The 14,946-nt window shown below is 67.7% G+C and carries 16 protein-coding genes; 4 read left to right on the top strand and 12 right to left on the bottom strand.

Annotated elements, in window-relative coordinates:
• Positions 1 to 286: 286 nt before the first annotated feature.
• Together VGH85_20945 and VGH85_20950 are read right to left on the bottom strand one after the other, a co-directional pair.
• A complete protein-coding gene (locus VGH85_20945) occupies positions 287 to 1,228 on the bottom strand; it encodes a squalene cyclase (GenBank protein ID HEY2176282.1) in 942 nt (313 codons plus the stop codon).
• 57 nt (positions 1,229 to 1,285) lie between these two features.
• Positions 1,286 to 1,819, bottom strand: coding sequence for a hypothetical protein (locus tag VGH85_20950; GenBank protein ID HEY2176283.1), 534 nt, complete (start codon positions 1,817 to 1,819; stop codon positions 1,286 to 1,288).
• 126 nt (positions 1,820 to 1,945) lie between these two features.
• Between VGH85_20950 and VGH85_20955 the strand changes: the two genes are divergently transcribed.
• Entirely contained in the window at positions 1,946 to 2,848 is a 903-nt protein-coding gene (locus VGH85_20955; GenBank protein ID HEY2176284.1) for a serine hydrolase domain-containing protein, read from the top strand.
• Positions 2,849 to 2,861: 13 nt separating this feature from the next.
• On the opposite strand, the gene VGH85_20960 is transcribed toward VGH85_20955, so the two are convergent.
• From VGH85_20960 to VGH85_20970, 3 genes are all read right to left on the bottom strand, one after another.
• Positions 2,862 to 3,587 (bottom strand): alpha/beta hydrolase, encoded by a 726-nt coding sequence (locus VGH85_20960; GenBank protein HEY2176285.1) that lies wholly within the window; start codon positions 3,585 to 3,587, stop codon positions 2,862 to 2,864.
• 112 nt (positions 3,588 to 3,699) lie between these two features.
• Positions 3,700 to 5,856 carry an ABC transporter substrate-binding protein gene (locus tag VGH85_20965; GenBank protein ID HEY2176286.1) on the bottom strand — a complete coding sequence of 719 codons (2,157 nt, stop codon included), beginning with the start codon at positions 5,854 to 5,856 and terminating at the stop codon, positions 3,700 to 3,702.
• Positions 5,857 to 5,901: 45 nt separating this feature from the next.
• Positions 5,902 to 6,720, bottom strand: a complete 819-nt coding sequence (locus tag VGH85_20970) for a phytanoyl-CoA dioxygenase family protein (protein HEY2176287.1) — start codon at positions 6,718 to 6,720, stop codon at positions 5,902 to 5,904.
• Between the two features lie 71 nt (positions 6,721 to 6,791).
• On the opposite strand from VGH85_20970, the gene VGH85_20975 reads away from it, so the two are divergent.
• Positions 6,792 to 7,661: an AraC family transcriptional regulator gene (locus VGH85_20975; protein ID HEY2176288.1), complete on the top strand. Its 870-nt coding sequence runs from the start codon at positions 6,792 to 6,794 to the stop codon at positions 7,659 to 7,661.
• A gap of 11 nt (positions 7,662 to 7,672) precedes the next feature.
• On the opposite strand, the gene VGH85_20980 is transcribed toward VGH85_20975, so the two are convergent.
• The 3 genes from VGH85_20980 to VGH85_20990 form a co-directional block, all read right to left on the bottom strand.
• Complete coding sequence (locus VGH85_20980) at positions 7,673 to 8,530, bottom strand: aminoglycoside phosphotransferase family protein (protein ID HEY2176289.1); 858 nt, start codon at positions 8,528 to 8,530, stop codon at positions 7,673 to 7,675.
• A gap of 133 nt (positions 8,531 to 8,663) precedes the next feature.
• On the bottom strand, positions 8,664 to 9,164 hold the full coding sequence (locus VGH85_20985) for a DUF4188 domain-containing protein (protein HEY2176290.1): 501 nt from the start codon (positions 9,162 to 9,164) through the stop codon (positions 8,664 to 8,666).
• Positions 9,165 to 9,179: 15 nt separating this feature from the next.
• Positions 9,180 to 9,563 (bottom strand): MerR family DNA-binding protein, encoded by a 384-nt coding sequence (locus VGH85_20990; GenBank protein HEY2176291.1) that lies wholly within the window; start codon positions 9,561 to 9,563, stop codon positions 9,180 to 9,182.
• Between the two features lie 100 nt (positions 9,564 to 9,663).
• Between VGH85_20990 and VGH85_20995 the strand changes: the two genes are divergently transcribed.
• Positions 9,664 to 10,695, top strand: a complete 1,032-nt coding sequence (locus VGH85_20995) for an NAD(P)H-dependent oxidoreductase (protein ID HEY2176292.1) — start codon at positions 9,664 to 9,666, stop codon at positions 10,693 to 10,695.
• Between the two features lie 13 nt (positions 10,696 to 10,708).
• Here the strand turns inward: VGH85_20995 and VGH85_21000 are convergent, their stop codons facing one another.
• From VGH85_21000 to VGH85_21015, 4 genes are read right to left on the bottom strand one after another with little or no spacing between them, the layout of a single operon-like run.
• Positions 10,709 to 11,488, bottom strand: a complete 780-nt coding sequence (locus VGH85_21000; GenBank protein ID HEY2176293.1) for a phytanoyl-CoA dioxygenase family protein — start codon at positions 11,486 to 11,488, stop codon at positions 10,709 to 10,711.
• 53 nt (positions 11,489 to 11,541) lie between these two features.
• Positions 11,542 to 11,994, bottom strand: coding sequence for a CoA-binding protein (locus VGH85_21005; protein HEY2176294.1), 453 nt, complete (start codon positions 11,992 to 11,994; stop codon positions 11,542 to 11,544).
• Positions 11,987 to 13,459: an NAD(P)/FAD-dependent oxidoreductase gene (locus VGH85_21010; GenBank protein HEY2176295.1), complete on the bottom strand. Its 1,473-nt coding sequence runs from the start codon at positions 13,457 to 13,459 to the stop codon at positions 11,987 to 11,989. Before VGH85_21010 ends, VGH85_21005 begins: the two co-directional genes overlap by 8 nt.
• Before the next feature lie 10 nt (positions 13,460 to 13,469).
• On the bottom strand, positions 13,470 to 14,270 hold the full coding sequence (locus VGH85_21015) for a crotonase/enoyl-CoA hydratase family protein (GenBank protein ID HEY2176296.1): 801 nt from the start codon (positions 14,268 to 14,270) through the stop codon (positions 13,470 to 13,472).
• Between the two features lie 72 nt (positions 14,271 to 14,342).
• Between VGH85_21015 and merB the strand changes: the two genes are divergently transcribed.
• Positions 14,343 to 14,946: organomercurial lyase (merB, locus tag VGH85_21020; protein HEY2176297.1), on the top strand; the 604-nt coding region annotated here is incomplete at its 3' end.

A 14,946-nucleotide genomic window follows, 5' to 3' on the forward strand; every position in this document is an offset into this window, starting at 1 on the left:
GTCGCTCCAGCACCTGTCCCGGCCACTCTCCGACGGTGAAGGTCTCGGTCTTCGTATATCCGCACCGCTCGTAGAAGCGCACGAGTGCGCCGTCGTTGCCGGCGAAACAGTCGACGCGCAGCAGCCGGACGTTGCGTTCGCACTATGGCCGCGGCGGGACGGCGGTCGCGCTCGCAGATGCGCAGCCCGCCGCTCGACGACCACTTCTGGATCGACTCCACCCGCTTCGGCACCTGGGAGAACGGTGTGGAGCGCCATTGCGAGGTCATGTCGCGCGCCACCATTCTCAGCGGCTTGCGTCGTACCAGTTCAGGACCCGGAGCGCGCGGAGCGTATTCCAGCGACTGGGTCGTCCGTCGCCGTCCTCCATCGAGAAGTGCACGGCGCCGGGGTGGGTGTGCTCCAGGAGCCAGGTGCCGTCGGGCTGCTGTTTCGATCGCAGCACGTCGATCGCTTCGGTCAGTCGCGGATCCGGCGTGCCTCCCACGGCCCGGAAGAAGTCCAGGGCCCACAGCACGTCGTAGTGCCACCAGGTCGGGAAGGAGAAACGCAGCCAGTCCGGGTCGACAACCTCGCCGGTGCTCAGCCGACGGAACAGCCGGCGGTCGAGCAGGTACTCCTGCCCTCGGCGGCGTGCGGCGACCGCCGGCGCCGAACCACCGGTCACCTGCTCGTGCTGAAGCAACCCCTCGAGCACGCAGATCGTGGTCGCGAACGACGAGCGCACCGATCCATTCTCGGTCTCGCAGTTCCAGCCGCCGTCTTCGAGCTGCTCCCCGAGCAACCGGGCGACGATGCTATCGACGTCCTCACCGAAGTAGGCGCCGATCGCAACGGTCCGCCCGTTGATGCACGGTTCGACCTCGCCGGCGAAGAAGGGCTGCCCCGCGTGCTCCCATCGGCAGTTCTTGCGCACCAAGGCAACCGTGTCGAGGACAGCTTGCGCATTCGGGTCGACGCCGAATTCCTGCAGCAACGACAACGTGGGGAAGGTCGAGGTCCACGGCTGGCCTTGGGAGAAGTCGCCGCGGAAGTCCGCCGGGAAGCATGCGCCGCCCGCCCACTGCCCGTCGTCGGCGCGCAACGCGAGCAACTGCGCGCCCCACCCCTCGGTCGCGACGCGTGCCCGCTCCGCGGCGACCGCCTCAGGCGGCGGGTCGTTCAGGTCGCGCAGCACCTGCCAGCGCAACGCCGGGTCGGAGTCGAGCAGCCAGTCCAGCACCGTCATGCGCCGAATGTAGCCTCGGCCGCCGACAGCGGCGAGTCGGTACGTCCTGCCTGCCAGCTAGGCGGGTTTCGCGTAGTGGGCGCGGGTCCGCGGATGCAGCACGCAGGCGGCGATCGAGACGAGTACGGCGAGCTGGATCACCTGCTCCACCTTGAATACCGCAGGGTAGGGCCGCGACAGCAGGTAGATCATGCCGACCGAACCCGCCACCGACAGCCAGACCAGCCGGCGCCACGCCCATCGCTTGCCCCGGTAGAGCCGCGAGATCAGGAACACGTAGAGGACGCCCACGACGACGTTGAGCGCCGCCCTCGTCCATAGCGTGGCGGTGATCGCCTGCCTGGCCGCCGCCGCCGTCATCCCCGAATGGCCGGCCCTCAGGGTGACGGCGATGATCTGGTTCTTCTCCACCACCGACAGCACCGTCACCAGGATGCTCAGCACGAGGTTGACGACCAGCAGGGTCGCGGCGAGTCTGACCTGCCGCGGCGGCGCCACCGGCCGGTCGGCGGGCAGCTCAGCCTGCGGCATCGCCGGGAAGGCGCCGCTGCCCTGCTGCTCGTCCCGCGACCGATCCGGGCCCGTCACCATTCGTCGCCTCCTGACCAAGGATTTGGCTTGGCGGCTGGCATGGTACTGCCTTCTCGATACATGCTCTGCCAGGCATGCACGTTGCCGCGATCCGGCTTGTCGATCGCGTCGATCTAGTCTTGAGCGATGGACCTCGACGCCGCGCTCGACCGGTTCTGGGAGGTCGCGGACGCTCGTCGGCTGGGGATCGACGCCGTCCAGGTCGTCGCCGACGACGGCCCGCACGGCGAGCGTCGCCGGATCGATGACATCCGTCGTGATGTGTTTTCGGTGTCGAAGACCGTGACGTCGCTCGCGGTCGGCATGCTCGAGAGCGACGGTGCGCTCAGCCTGGACGACCCCGTACTCGCGCATCTGCCCGAACTCGCCGACACCGCGGCAACGGGCAGCGAGAAGATCACGGTGGGGCACCTGCTTCGTATGACGGCCGGAAACGGCTATCGCTGGGCGGATGACGATGCCGATCATCCCGGCGATCCGGCCCGCGACTTCCTTGCCACTCCGCTCGTGGCCGAGCCCGGTTCGACCTACCACTACGCGGGCGGAAACGCCTACGTCCTCGGTCGGGTCGTTCACTCGATCTCCGGCCTGGATCTCCGTGACTTCCTGGTCCCTCGTCTGTTCGACCCGCTCGGCATTCGGAATCCGCAATGGTTGCGTTGTCCGCTCGGCTTCCCGCTCGGAGCAATCGGGCTTCAGCTGCGGACCTCGGAGATCACCAGGATCACGCAACTGCTCCTGCACGACGGCACGTACGACCGCCGTCGCCTGGTTCCCGCCGACTACATCGCTCGCATGACCACGGACACGACTGCCACGGGTCGCGCCGAGCCGGACAATCGGACCTACGGGCTGCACGTGTGGCTATGCGCTCGCGACGGTGCCTGGCGCATGGACGGCATCTACGGGCAGTTCGGGATCGTGCTTCCCGAACACCGCGCGTGTGTCAGTGTCACGGCGCACTACCTGGGGCCGACGACACAGATCCTCGACTGCGTGTGGGAACACCTCGTGCCCGCGTTGGCCTGACCTCGTCGTAGCGTCAGCCGACGGCAGCGACCGCGGCGAGGATGGCGTCGATCGTCGCCTGGGGCTGCGACACCATCGAGACGTGCGAGGCGGCCACGTCGGTGATGGTCGCACCTGCGCGCTCGCCCATGTGACGCTGGGTGTCCGGTGGGATGACCCGGTCCTCCGTGCCGATGACCATCCAGCTCGGGCGTGTCTTCCAGGCCGGCGGGGCGGACGGGGTGGTGTTGGCGCTCAGAGTGAGCGGCCGCTGGCTCTCCACGATCAACCAGCGGTCCCGCTCGGGCAGGTCCTGGGCGAAGGAGGTGTGCACCGTGTCGGCTTTCAGGAACGCATCGAGATCCCCTTCCGGGCCGCCCGGGTAACTGACGAGGTCGAGGACGGTGGTCGGGTCGGGAACGTCGAGTGCCGATCCGGATCCGCCGAGGATCCCGAAAGTCGTCTCGCCTTCGTCGGGAACGAACGCATCGACGTAGACCAGCGCTCGCACGTCGCCGCCGTCGGCCCCGGCGTTGGTGATGACGAACCCGCCGTAGGAGTGCCCGACCAGAACGACGGGACCGCTGGTGCGCTGGGCGACGAACGAGGAGATGGACGCCGCGTCAGATGCGACCCCGCGCAAGAGATTCGGCGGTCCGAGAACCGTGAAGTTCTGGTCCTGCAGCTCGGACGCGACGGCATTCCAGCTGGATGCATCGGCCCACGCCCCGTGCACCAGGACGATCGTCGGCTTCGGCATGGTGATCTCCCCGTGCTGTCGTCGGAACGGCATCGTGTCCGATCGAGCCTACGGGCGATGACTCGCGACGTCCGGCGAACGAGGAGGCCGCCGGATGCGTCGAGGTGCGGTCCTAGGTCTGGTGTTTGCTCGGGCTGTCCCAGTACCAGCACTCCGGGTCGTACATCGCCGGCGTCGGGAACACCCACGGGCCGTTGAGGCCGTGCAGTGCGAGGTTGTTGCGGTCCGGCACGTTGCGCAGATCGTTGCTGTGGATGTTCACCCGCGGGAAGTTGGCGACCGTGCCCATGAAGAACGGGCCCTCGTTGATGTGGATCTTGATCATCTTCCACACCAGTTGGTTGCGCTTCATATGGTCCGGTTCGGACTTGGTCTGGTTGTAGAGCTTCGTCAGCTGCTCGACCGGTCCGCCCTTGTCCGCGGGCATCCGTGGCGGCTGCCTCTTCAGCGGAGAAACGTTCGTCTCCTGGTGCTCCTTGGGGGTGCCGACCACCGTGTAGTAGGACCCTTCCAACGGTGCCCAGCGACTCGCCTCGAGGGGGACCAGCCACTGCGGGTAGACGAGCACCGTCGCCCCGTCGCCGACCGACCAGTTGGTGTGGGACATGAGGGTGCCCCCGTTCCACAAGTCGGCGAAGGACTGTGGCGGGATCGGGCGGCGCTCCATGTGCAGCCCGACGCTCTTGGCGTTGGCGACCAGCTGATCGTCCTTGGCGCCCTCGGTGTCGCCGATGTCCGCGGAGTACGGGATGTCGATCGAGAGCTTGGAACCGTCCGGGAACTCGACGTAGCCGTCGCCGTTGGTGTCCTTCAACCCGAGCTCGGCCAGAAGCGACTTGGCTTTCGCGACGTCGTGAGCCTTGTAGGAGTCCCGCCACTGCGTGAAGAGCTTCGGCCCGTCCGGGCCGTCACTGAATTCGGTGATCTTCACACCGCTGGTGCCCGTGGTCTGCTCGCCGGTCTCGAAGTAGAGCGCCTTCTGGGCGGTCGGACGATCGAACGCGTAGGAGATCGCCTGCCGGAACCGCTTGTCGCGGAACAGCGTGCCGTACTTCTTGTTCACGGCGATGTAGTCGTAGTTGAGGAAGAACATCGAGCCCGTGCCGTCGCCGCTGTCCCACAGGACGATCTTGTAGTTGCCCCGCTTCTGGGTCTGCGAGAGCGTCGAGACGTCGGACAGGTCGATCTGTGTCATCGTGCCGTCGCAGTAGTCGAGCTTGCCCTGCTGGACCTGCAGCTTGATCGCCTGGGCGTTCTGGGTGATGTTGATCCGCCACTCGTCGATGTACGGCAGTTGATCGCCGTCCTTCGTCACGACGTAGTAGTAGGGGTTGCGCTCGAACACAGCGCCGCTGTTGTTGTTGAAGCTCTTGCACCGGTAACCGGTCAGCACCGGACAGTCCGGGTTGCTCGACCAGGTCGCCTTCTGCTCCCACAGCCGACCCGCGGAATCCCAGTCCTTGGGGACCTTCTTGTTGTACTTGGGGTGGAACTGCTTCAGGTAGTGCTTGGGCAGGACCCAGATGGGGCCGTTCTGGCCGATGTTGCCCTTCGCCCACGCGGCCAGGTATTCGGGCACCAGCGGCTGCGGCGCGTCGTAGGTGATCTTCAGCGTCGACTCGTCGACCTTCTTCATCACGCAGGGCGTGCCCTTGGCCGACTGGCAGTCCGGCGGCACGGTCTGGGCGTCGTGGCCCGGGACGGCCATGTCGTAGTACCAGAACAACACGTCGTCGACGCTGAACGGGTGGCCGTCGGACCACTTCAGGCCCTTGCGGAAGTAGACCGTCCACTCGGTGGCATCGGCGTTGCTCGTCCACTTCTCCGCCGTACCAGGGCCGATGTCGGTGCCGTCATTGAGCCACCGCGTGGGCGAGAAGCCGTAGTAGTAGTTGTGGATCGAGCTCGCGTTCTGCATCCCGGTCGTGCCGAAGACGGTCGTGTTGATGACCCCGCCGTAGTTACCGCGTTCCACCCAGGTGTGCGGGACGACGTACGGGCTCTCCGGAAGCCGGTCCTTGACCGCCGGCAGCCCCTTACCCTTCAACGCGGGCGACTCGTGGAAGCTCGCCGGTGCCGCGAGTGGCTGTCGGGCCGAGCCCACCTTCGCCGCGGAGCCTCCCCCTGAGCTGAGACCGTTGGCCCCGCCACCTCCCGACGTGGGCTTGGTGCTGCTCGAACTCGAGCAGGCTGCGAGGACCACCGACCCTGCCGCCAGCGCTGAGCCATACAGGAACGACCGCCGGGATACGGCAGAGCTATCACTCACGATGAGCAACCCTTTCACCTAGCCACTGGAGACGCCGAACCGGGCTCATCGGGGATACAACTGCGGGCAGATCGCCGGGTCGGTGTAGTCGGGTACGCCGTCCACGAGACGTACCAGGTCATCGTCGGGGTGGCGCGCGTCTCGATCGACCCAGTGGTTGTCGCCGGGCTGGAGATGGATCGCCATGGAGCGACGGGGTTGCGAGCTGTTGTTGGGTCCGCTGCCGTGGACGGTGCGGCAGTGGTGGAAGCTCACCTGCCCCCGACGCATCCGGGAAGGTCGCGGGGTCCAGGGGAATCCCTGGCGGCGGACTTCGGCCTGCAGCCCGTCGAGGTCCTGCGAGAAGAAGTTGAGCCCGGTGACGTCCCACCGGTGACTGCCGTCGAGGAAGGAGACGGCGCCGTTGGTCTCGTCGACATCGTGGAAGCCCACCCAGGCGGTCAGCATCCGTTCGGAGGAACAGGTCTGCCAGTACTGCCGATCGGTGTGCCATCCGACCTTGGTGGGGGCATCCCCCGCATCGGCCGGTTTGTACAGCAGCTGGTCGTGCCACAACCGGATCGAGTCGGCGCCGGACAGCAGCGCGGCCGTCGCACCGATCGCCGGGGAGCGCACGAGATCCCCGAGCTCATCCACCCGCAGCGACGAGTAGTCGTTCTTGCGGAGTACGTCGCCGTCCTCGGGCGTCCATCCCCTGACCGGGAGTTCGCGGTCCAGGTCGCCGGCGTAGAAGCGGGCCATGCCCCGCTCCGCGGCATCCAGGACCTCCGGCGGGACGATCACCGGCGAGATCCAGAAGCCATGCTCCTCGAACGACGCGATGTCCTCGTCCGTCGGCAGCAGAGCGCTCAGAGTCGCGTCCATGAGCCCAGACGATAGGACGCCGGGCCGATCTCGGCTTGCACGATGTGCAGGACTTCGTACACGATCACCAGGTGGTCGAGATTCGACGTCCGTCCGGTATCCGGGCCGGATTCCTCGCCGAGGTCGACGATTCGGTGAGTGGACTCGTCCACGCCGGCGAGCAATGGGCTCCCGGCCGATACCTGGTCACGCGGCACAGCCACCCCGTCTGGGAGTTCTATCTGCAGATGCACGGCCTCAGCCGCTGGCGGGCCGGCGACCAGGACCTGGCGCTCCAACCGGGAAACCTCTTTGCCGTCGCCCCCCGGGTCGTCCATCAGATGGTCGACCGGCCCGCCGCCAACCACCACTTCTACTTCGCGGCGGTCGACCTGCAGAGCGTGCTCCGCCGTCACCAGCAGTTGGCCCCGCTGTGGGAGGAGCCACCGCCGGTCATCCATCGCCAGCAGGCACACACCGTCAGCGCACCGTTCGCCGACCTGACCCGCGAACTGACCGCCCGCCTCGGCCTGGCCGGCGAAGGGCTCAAGCTTGCCGTCGACCGGTTGATCCTCGAGGTGACCCGCCTCCTCCTGCCGTCGGCGCCGGTTCCCTTGCAGAACATCCATCCCGCGGTGCTCCGGGTCAAAGAGCTCGTCGACCACGACTGCGCCCACCGTTGGACGCTGCATGAGCTCGCCACCGATGTCGGGCTCGCCCCCACCTACCTGGCTGCGCTCTTCACCACCCAGGTCGGGATGTCACCGCACCGCTACCTCACCGAGCGTCGGGTGGAGAACGCCAGACGCCTCCTCGAGACGAGCGACATGCCGGTGACCGCCGTCGCGATCGACGTCGGATTCAGCTCCGGTCAGCATTTCGCCCGCGTGTTCCGGCAGATCGTCGGTACCACCCCACGACAGCACCGTCGGTCGCCCGGGCAACCACGGAAGCGGGCATGAGATTGGGACCGCTAGCGCGCCAGTCGGTCCAGATCGGATTCGATGGCGGCCCGGTAGGTCGCGAACCAGTCGCCGCCGGCCCGGAGTTCTTCGCGCAGGATCGTCGTCATCCTGATCAGCCGGTAGACCGCGAAGGTCGTCTGCAGGTCGTCGTCGAGGTCCAGCCCGTAACCGGTGAGCAGCGTCGTGAGGGCTTCGGCACCGACCAGCGAGAACCGGGCGAGGTCGTAGAGCGGGTCGCCACATGCCGCGTCGCCCCAGTCGATGATGCCGACGAAACGTCCCTCGTCGGCGAACACATGCGGCGGCTTGAGATCGCCGTGCAGGAGAACGCCCGGTCCGTCGAAGCGCACGGTGTCGCGGAGCTCATGCAGCACCTTCTGGAGCCGGTCCGCGAGCCCGCCGCTGATCACCTGGTGCACGACGAGCTCATCGAGGCATGCGCCGGCCTCGGCGGTGAACCCTGCCCAGGTCGGATGCGCTCCGATCAGGGCATCGGCCGTGTCCCGCTCGCCGGTCAGGAAGCCGTATCCGGTCATGGGGATGGAATGGACCCGCCGTAGCTGCCTGCCCGCCTCCACCAGGGCCGGATGACGGCCGTGGGAGACCGCGGCGCCGGACATCCGGCGCATCAGGAGAAACGGCGCGGGCAAGGCGTGCCGGTCCACGTCGAGCGCGACCACGTCCGGGGCGGTGACCCCAACGGAACCGACCCGCTCACACGCCCAGGCCTCGGCGGTCAGTTCACGCCGGTCACCGACCTTGAGCACGAAGTCCCCGCCCGCGGTGTGGATCATGAAGTCCTGGTTGCCGACGTAACCGGCCAACTGCTCGGTTCCGGTGACCGGCTCGCCCAGGTAACGGGTCATCGCAGCAGCGACCAACTCGTCGGTCAGTTGAGAGATGACAACTCCTCCCTGCAGCGAACAGACCCGTGATCAAGAGGGGATTCCGGTACGAAACGCCCTACGAATCCCCTCTTGATCATGAGTAGGGTTCGGGTCAGTACGGCTCGACGGCGGGCTCGTCGGTGCTGGTGGCACCGATCCGCGCCGCTGACGTCTGCGCCTTGCGGGCGATGGGCACGCTGCGTGAGGCGGCCGCCAGGCCGTAGGTCGGCATGTTGCCGTACACCGTCTCGTACTCGCCCGCGCGCACCCGATAGGTCTCGTGCCAGATTCCCACGTCACCGGAGTCGCGTACGGCGCGGTTGAACTGCCGCCATGGGTCCAGGTGCGGAAGGTCTCCGTCCCGGGCGAACCGGTCGAGCGACTCGAAGTCACGCCAGTACTGCAGGACGACGGTGGTGCGCCCGACCCACTGGTGGTAGCCGAGGCAGCCCAATTCCGGGTGCTGGTCCAAGGCCCGGAGCATCTTCGGCATTGCCGTCGCGACGGGCCACCATTTCTGGACCCGCCAGGGCCGATTGAATCGCATGCCGATGAGGAAGACGACGAAGTCGCCGTCGATGTCGGCCGTATAGCGACCAGTGTGAATGGGCATGGCCTGATCCTTCCGTCAGGAGGGTGCGGGCGCCATGTCGTGGAGCAGCGCAAAGAGGTGGTCGATCCGTTCGACGATCACTTCGCGCAGTCGTGCGGCGAGCCGGTCCCAGTCCTGAGGCGTGGGCGGGACGCCAGGTGGCAGGGCGGCCAGCGCCTGCCTGATCTCGTCGAGTGACAACCCGACTCGCTGCGCCGCCCGGATCATTGCGACCCGGCAGAGTACGTCCCCGAAGAACCGCCGCTCGTTGTTGGCCGTGCGTTCACAGGGCAGCAGATCCTGGTCGGCGTACCAGCGCACCGCGGATCGTGCGAGCTGCATGCGGTCGGCGACCTGCCCGACCGTGAGGCCGGCGACATGCAAATCGGAGCTTCCGGAGGCGTTCCACTCGCGCTGCATGACCCCATCCTCGCCGAGGACGGACTTGCCTTCAAGTGCACTTGACCCCCTAGCTTCGTCGACGCAGTGCACAGAGCTAAGACCGACAAGGAGAGGACTCGTGGTGAGGTCAACAGAGTCGGCCGTCCGGGTGGCCGTTATTGCCGGGAGCAGACGACCGAACAACCGCTCGAAGGCGGTCGCGGACTGGGTACGCGCCGGGGCTCCGGACACGGCCGAGGTGACGGTGATCGATCTCGACGACATCGCGCTGCCGACGCTCGCCGAGCCCAGCCCGCCTGCGTTCGGCGAATACACGCTGCCACACACCCGGGAGTGGTCGGCCTTGATCGCCGGCTACGACGCCTTCGTGCTCGTCTCACCGGAGTACAACCACTCCACCACGGCCGCGCTGAAGAACGCGCTGGATCACCTTTATTTCGAGTGGCACGACAAGGCTGTCGCCTTCGTCGGCTACGGCCTCGACGGCGGGGTTCGCGCGGTCGAACATCTCCGCGGCATCACGGCCGAGCTCGGGATGGCCGGTGTGGGGCCGACCGTCGCGCTGAGTCTGTCCGAAGACTTCGATGGCGACGGTCACGTCGCTCCACGCGAACGTCAGGAGGTGAGGCGCGCCCGCATGCTCGACGGTCTGCTGCGGTGGGCTACGGCGTTGCGGCCATTGCGAGACACGGCCGACGAACGGGGCGCTGATACCGGCGACAAGACGACGCGGCCGGCGCTCCACCGGCCGGGCGATGCGGCGAGCGCTGATGGTGCCGTGACGGAACTGGTGGGACAGCTGCAGAAGGGACTCGATTCGGACGACGCCGATCTCTACGACAGCTCGTACGCCGAGGACGTGATGTGGGGCGGCCCCTACGGCGCGGTTCTCGCCGGCTATGCGTCCGTGAACGTCGCGCACCATTCGATCTTGGACGCGTCGGGTGTGGCGACGTCCCGCTACGAGGTGGTGCAGACCTCGGCTCCCGCGCCCGACCTGGTCCTCACCCACGTCCGCCGTCGGTCGCTGGCGGACGCCACGGACGGCGGGCCGGACTTCTCCGAGATGGCGCTCTACGTCCTCGTCCGCCGCGGCGGGCGCTGGTGGCTGGCGGCGGGGCAGAACACCCCGATCCGCGACAAGGCTTAGATGCGGTCGACCCCTAGGTCGGCGCCGCGATTCCCTTGCCGAGCATCTGCCGAGGATGCTTACTGGTGTTGGGAGCCGCGCTGTGGAAGACGTGCAGGTGGGCGATGACGACGTCCCCCGGCCGTCCGGTCAGTTCCACGACCTCGACGGGTAGCCCGTCGATGTCGTGCGACCGGCCGACGAGTGAGCGACCACCGTCCGGCTGATTCGCACCCTCGAGAAGCTGGGCCAACCACGGGTCATGGCGCATGAAGGGACGCCAGTTCGTGGCGCCTGCGCCGGTACCCGGAGGGAGATCCTTCCGGTAACGATCGACAAGTCGGTGACTGCCCGGAAGCAGCATCGTGCCGCCGCCTTCGGGTCCGACGTCACCGAAGAACGCGAACAACTTGACGGAGAACACCGGCCAGGTCGGCTGCTCGAACCCACAGTCCATGTGCCAGCCGTCGGGAAGGGTCCAGGGACCCGGACTCGGGAACGTGACGAGCAGCTGCGCCCCGGGCCTCGGATGAATCCACCCGCCGACGCCGAAGATCGCGTCGAGAGCGCCGCCCACGGCATCGTTGTCGGTCAGCGGCGCGAAGGCGCGGTTGCCCTTGAGCCCCTTCCAGCTGAGCGGTGGCTGACCCTGAGGCCAGGTGGTCGGATCGTCGATCCGCAGGCCGGCTGCTTTCCGTTCGGCGTATCGCCACGCCGCGCTGCGCATGGCGGCCGCTTCCTCAGGAGTGAAGGCCGCATCCAGCCGGACGACGCCGGTGGCATCGAACTGCTGTCGAACCTCGGCCGCATCCACGAAAAGCCAGTGTTCCGCAGCGGGCTCCCCGGCCGCACCCGCATTACTCCGCGTCAGGGGTGCGGGCGGATGCTGCGTACGGCGTCGGCGATGTAGCTGTTCTCGATGTAGATCATTCCGGCCTGCTCGACCAGCGCCAGTGCCTGCGCGGATTCGTCCGGAGAGGCTGCGCATCCCCGTGGATCACGCTCGCCGGAGTCGTCGCGACCAGTCTGTCGCCAGACCGCCTTGGCACCCATCTCCGCAGCGGCGTTCACGATGCCGGGAAGCTCGTCGACGGGTCGGAAGCTGTAGACGAGGTCCGCCTGCGTGGGCGGTACGCCGATGCGGTGCGCGACGACCTCTCCGTCCCGCAGTTCATTGCGGAAGACGTCATCGGGATTCGGTCCGCCGAAGACGATCACGTCGTACCCGGCCCGGGTCAGCGTGTCGGGCACGTCCTCGGACGGCCAGTCGTAGAGCACGACGACCCGCGCGTCGCGGAGTAGCGCCTGGGGATCAGCCATGGTTGTCCTCTCGTCGTGTGCCTCGTGTCTTGCTGGTGGGTCCGAATGTGGCGAGCGCCTCCCGCGCGGCCCAGTATCCGCACATGCCATGCACTCCGCCGCCGGGCGGCGTCGAGGACGAGCACAGATAGACACCTTTGAGGGGTGTCTTGTACCGCGACCAGCCCGGCGTCGGACCGAACAATGTCTGGGTCAGTGAGGCTCGCCCACCAAGGATGTTCCCGCCGACGTAGTTGGCGTCGTACGACTCGAAGTCGGCCGCCGTCCTGCTTGATCGACCGATGATGGTGTCGGTGAAGCCGGGGGCGAACCGCTCGATCTGTCGCTCGATGACGTCGGTCATGTCGCGCGTCGAGCCGGCCGGCACGTGACAGTAGGCCCACAGTGTGTGGTGGCCGTCCGGTGCGCGGCTCGGGTCCATCAGCGTGGGTTGCACCACGAGGACGTACGGCGCGTCGGGGTGCCTGCCTCGCTCCACGTCGCGCTCACTCCGGGCGATCTCGGTCAGCGTCCCTCCGACATGGACGGTCCCTGCGGCCCGGCATTCCGCAGCCGCCCACGGAACCGGCTCCTTCAGGGCCCAGTCGACCTTGCACACTCCCGGGCCGTAGCGGTAGCGGGCGAGAGCCGTGCGATACCAGGCGGGAAGCCGGTCACCGGCGATGGAGAGAAGCTGGTGGGGAGTCACGTCCAGGATCGTGAGGTCAGCGGAAGGCAGCTGCGCGAGGTCAGTGACTGTCGTATCGCACACGACCTCCCCGCCGAGGGAACGAAGTCGGTCGACCAGCGCCGTCACGAGCACGCCGCTTCCCCCCCGAATGACCGGCCAGTTCGCCGTGTGGGCGGTCGTGATGAGGACGAGGCCGAATGCGGCGGTGAAAGGCGCGTCGAGTCGACGCATCGAGTGCGCCCCCACTCCGGCGAGCAGCGCACGCGCCTCCTCGCCGGCGAAGCGGGACTTCGCGAGACCGGCGATCGAGCGTACGGCGGGCACGGCGAGGCGGCCCATCGTCAAGGGATGTCTCGGTACGCTGCGCAGCGGGCCGAGGATGTCGGGCCAGATCACCTCGGCGTCGCGGGCGAGCGGTCCGAACAACCTCGTCCACGCCGGACCGTCGGTGCCGAGCTCGTCGGCAGTGCGGGCAACGTCGCGCCAAAGCGCGGCCGCGCGGTCACCGCCGAGCGGATGCGCGAACGCAATCTCCGGCTCCGCGAACTGCACGCCGGATCGCTCGACGTCCAACGTCCGGAAGAACGGGGAGACGCGGGCCAACGCGTGAACGGATGCGCACACGTCGTGCCGGAAGCCGTCGAGGGTCAGGTCAGCGGTCCGGCAGCCGCCGCCCGGCGTGGGTGCACTCTCATAGACGCGCACCGTCAACCCGCGTTCGGCAAGCGTAAGCGCGGCCGCCAGTCCGTTGGGGCCGGCGCCGACGACGACCGCGTCGATGTCAGAGTCGACCACCGGACCCCTTTCAGCGAACTCGTCGGCTGACGTAGCTCGGCACTTCCTTGGCAAGGTTCGCGGTTCGTGCGATCCCGTGGTTCGCGCCTCGCAACAGGCGGGTCTGCAAGACGCTTTCGGTCCAGAATGCCCGGCGCGGTGACTTGTTCCAGGTGCGATGCAGCAGCCGTTTGGTCAGGGCGAGCGCATCGGGTGAGCGGTTGATGAGTTGGCCGGCGAGTGCTTCCGCGTCCTTGTGCGGGTCGTCGGACACTCCGGTGACGATGCCGTAATCGAGCGCCTGCCGGCCGTCGAAGACCTCCGCGGTCATGATCAGCCGCTTGACGATGTCCATCGGGACGAGTTCGCGCAAGGTCACCGACGCGGTCATGTCCGGGATCAGCCCCCACTTGCCTTCCATGATCGACAGCCTGCAGTCGGGGGTGGCGAACCGGAAGTCGGCGGCGAGCGCGAGTTGCAAGCCGCCGCCGACGGCGTGCCCGTGCAGTATCGCGATCACCGGGACGGGCAGCTCGCGCCAGACCCAGCAGGCCCGTTGGAAGAGGTTCGTCTTCTGGCCCGGCAGCTTCAGGCCGGCCCGGATGAGCGCTGTGGGGGACTTGCCGACGGACGCGAAGTCGAGGCCCGCGCAGAACGCGTTGCCGGCCCCGGTCAGGATCGCGACCCGGATCGAGCGGTCGGATGCGATGCGGCCCGCGGTCTCCACCAGGCCTTGCAGCATGCGCCGGTCGAGTCCGTTGTACTTCTCGCCGCGGTTGAGGGTCACCCGGGCGAGCCCGTCGCGGACCTGGAGAAGCACACGGTCATTCATGGGGGCACGCTACTCACCGCGGAGTCGCGTCGTGCCGGCCATTCCGATCGGTGGGCATGGAATCATCGGGTCGTGGACCTGGAGGATCTGCGTCTGGCGGTATACCGGTCGTTCGCCGAGATTGGGACGGTTCCCCGGATCGACGGTCTCGCCGACCTGCTCGACGCCAAGGAGGACGACGTCGAGACGGGGCTCCGGCAGTTGGTCCGCGACCGGCATCTGGCCCTCGCCGAGAGTGATGACGATCCGTCGGCCGGGCCACGGGTGGTGATGGCGCATCCTTTCTCCGCCGTGCCGCTGGGGTTCAGTGTCATGGGCGCACGCACCCTGTGGTGGGGCGGCTGCGCCTGGGACTCCTTTGCGCTGCCCCACCTGGTGCCCGGCGTACCTGAGGTGCTCGTGGCGACGCAGTGCCCCGCCTGCGGCCGACCGCACGCCTGGAACGTCACCCGCACCGCACCACCGGAGGGTGAGCAGGTGGCGCACTTCATGATCCCGGCCGCGGACATGTGGGTCGACGTCGTGCACACCTGCGCCCACCAGCGTCTCTTCTGCTCCCCGGACTGCGTCGACACCTGGCTCGAGGAGACCGGGACCGACCGCGGATACGTCCTGGATCTCGCCACGCTGTGGCGCCTGGCCGCGCACTGGTACGACGGACGACTCGACCGCGGAT

The organism is Mycobacteriales bacterium, assembly GCA_036497565.1.
In the GTDB taxonomy this organism is placed as follows: Bacteria; Actinomycetota; Actinomycetes; order Mycobacteriales; family QHCD01; genus DASXJE01.

What these genes read in the sequence shown, in the direction of transcription:
- VGH85_20945 (HEY2176282.1), bottom strand. Translation starts at nt 1,228, where the DNA reads ATGACGGTGCTGGACTGGCTGCTCGACTCCGACCCGGCGTTGCGCTGG.
- VGH85_20950 (HEY2176283.1), bottom strand. Translation starts at nt 1,819, where the DNA reads ATGGTGACGGGCCCGGATCGGTCGCGGGACGAGCAGCAGGGCAGCGGC.
- VGH85_20955 (HEY2176284.1), top strand. Translation starts at nt 1,946, where the DNA reads ATGGACCTCGACGCCGCGCTCGACCGGTTCTGGGAGGTCGCGGACGCT.
- VGH85_20960 (HEY2176285.1), bottom strand. Translation starts at nt 3,587, where the DNA reads ATGCCGAAGCCGACGATCGTCCTGGTGCACGGGGCGTGGGCCGATGCA.
- VGH85_20970 (HEY2176287.1), bottom strand. Translation starts at nt 6,720, where the DNA reads ATGGACGCGACTCTGAGCGCTCTGCTGCCGACGGACGAGGACATCGCG.
- VGH85_20980 (HEY2176289.1), bottom strand. Translation starts at nt 8,530, where the DNA reads ATGACCCGTTACCTGGGCGAGCCGGTCACCGGAACCGAGCAGTTGGCC.
- VGH85_20985 (HEY2176290.1), bottom strand. Translation starts at nt 9,164, where the DNA reads ATGCCCATTCACACTGGTCGCTATACGGCCGACATCGACGGCGACTTC.
- VGH85_20990 (HEY2176291.1), bottom strand. Translation starts at nt 9,563, where the DNA reads ATGCAGCGCGAGTGGAACGCCTCCGGAAGCTCCGATTTGCATGTCGCC.
- VGH85_21005 (HEY2176294.1), bottom strand. Translation starts at nt 11,994, where the DNA reads ATGGCTGATCCCCAGGCGCTACTCCGCGACGCGCGGGTCGTCGTGCTC.
- VGH85_21015 (HEY2176296.1), bottom strand. Translation starts at nt 14,270, where the DNA reads ATGAATGACCGTGTGCTTCTCCAGGTCCGCGACGGGCTCGCCCGGGTG.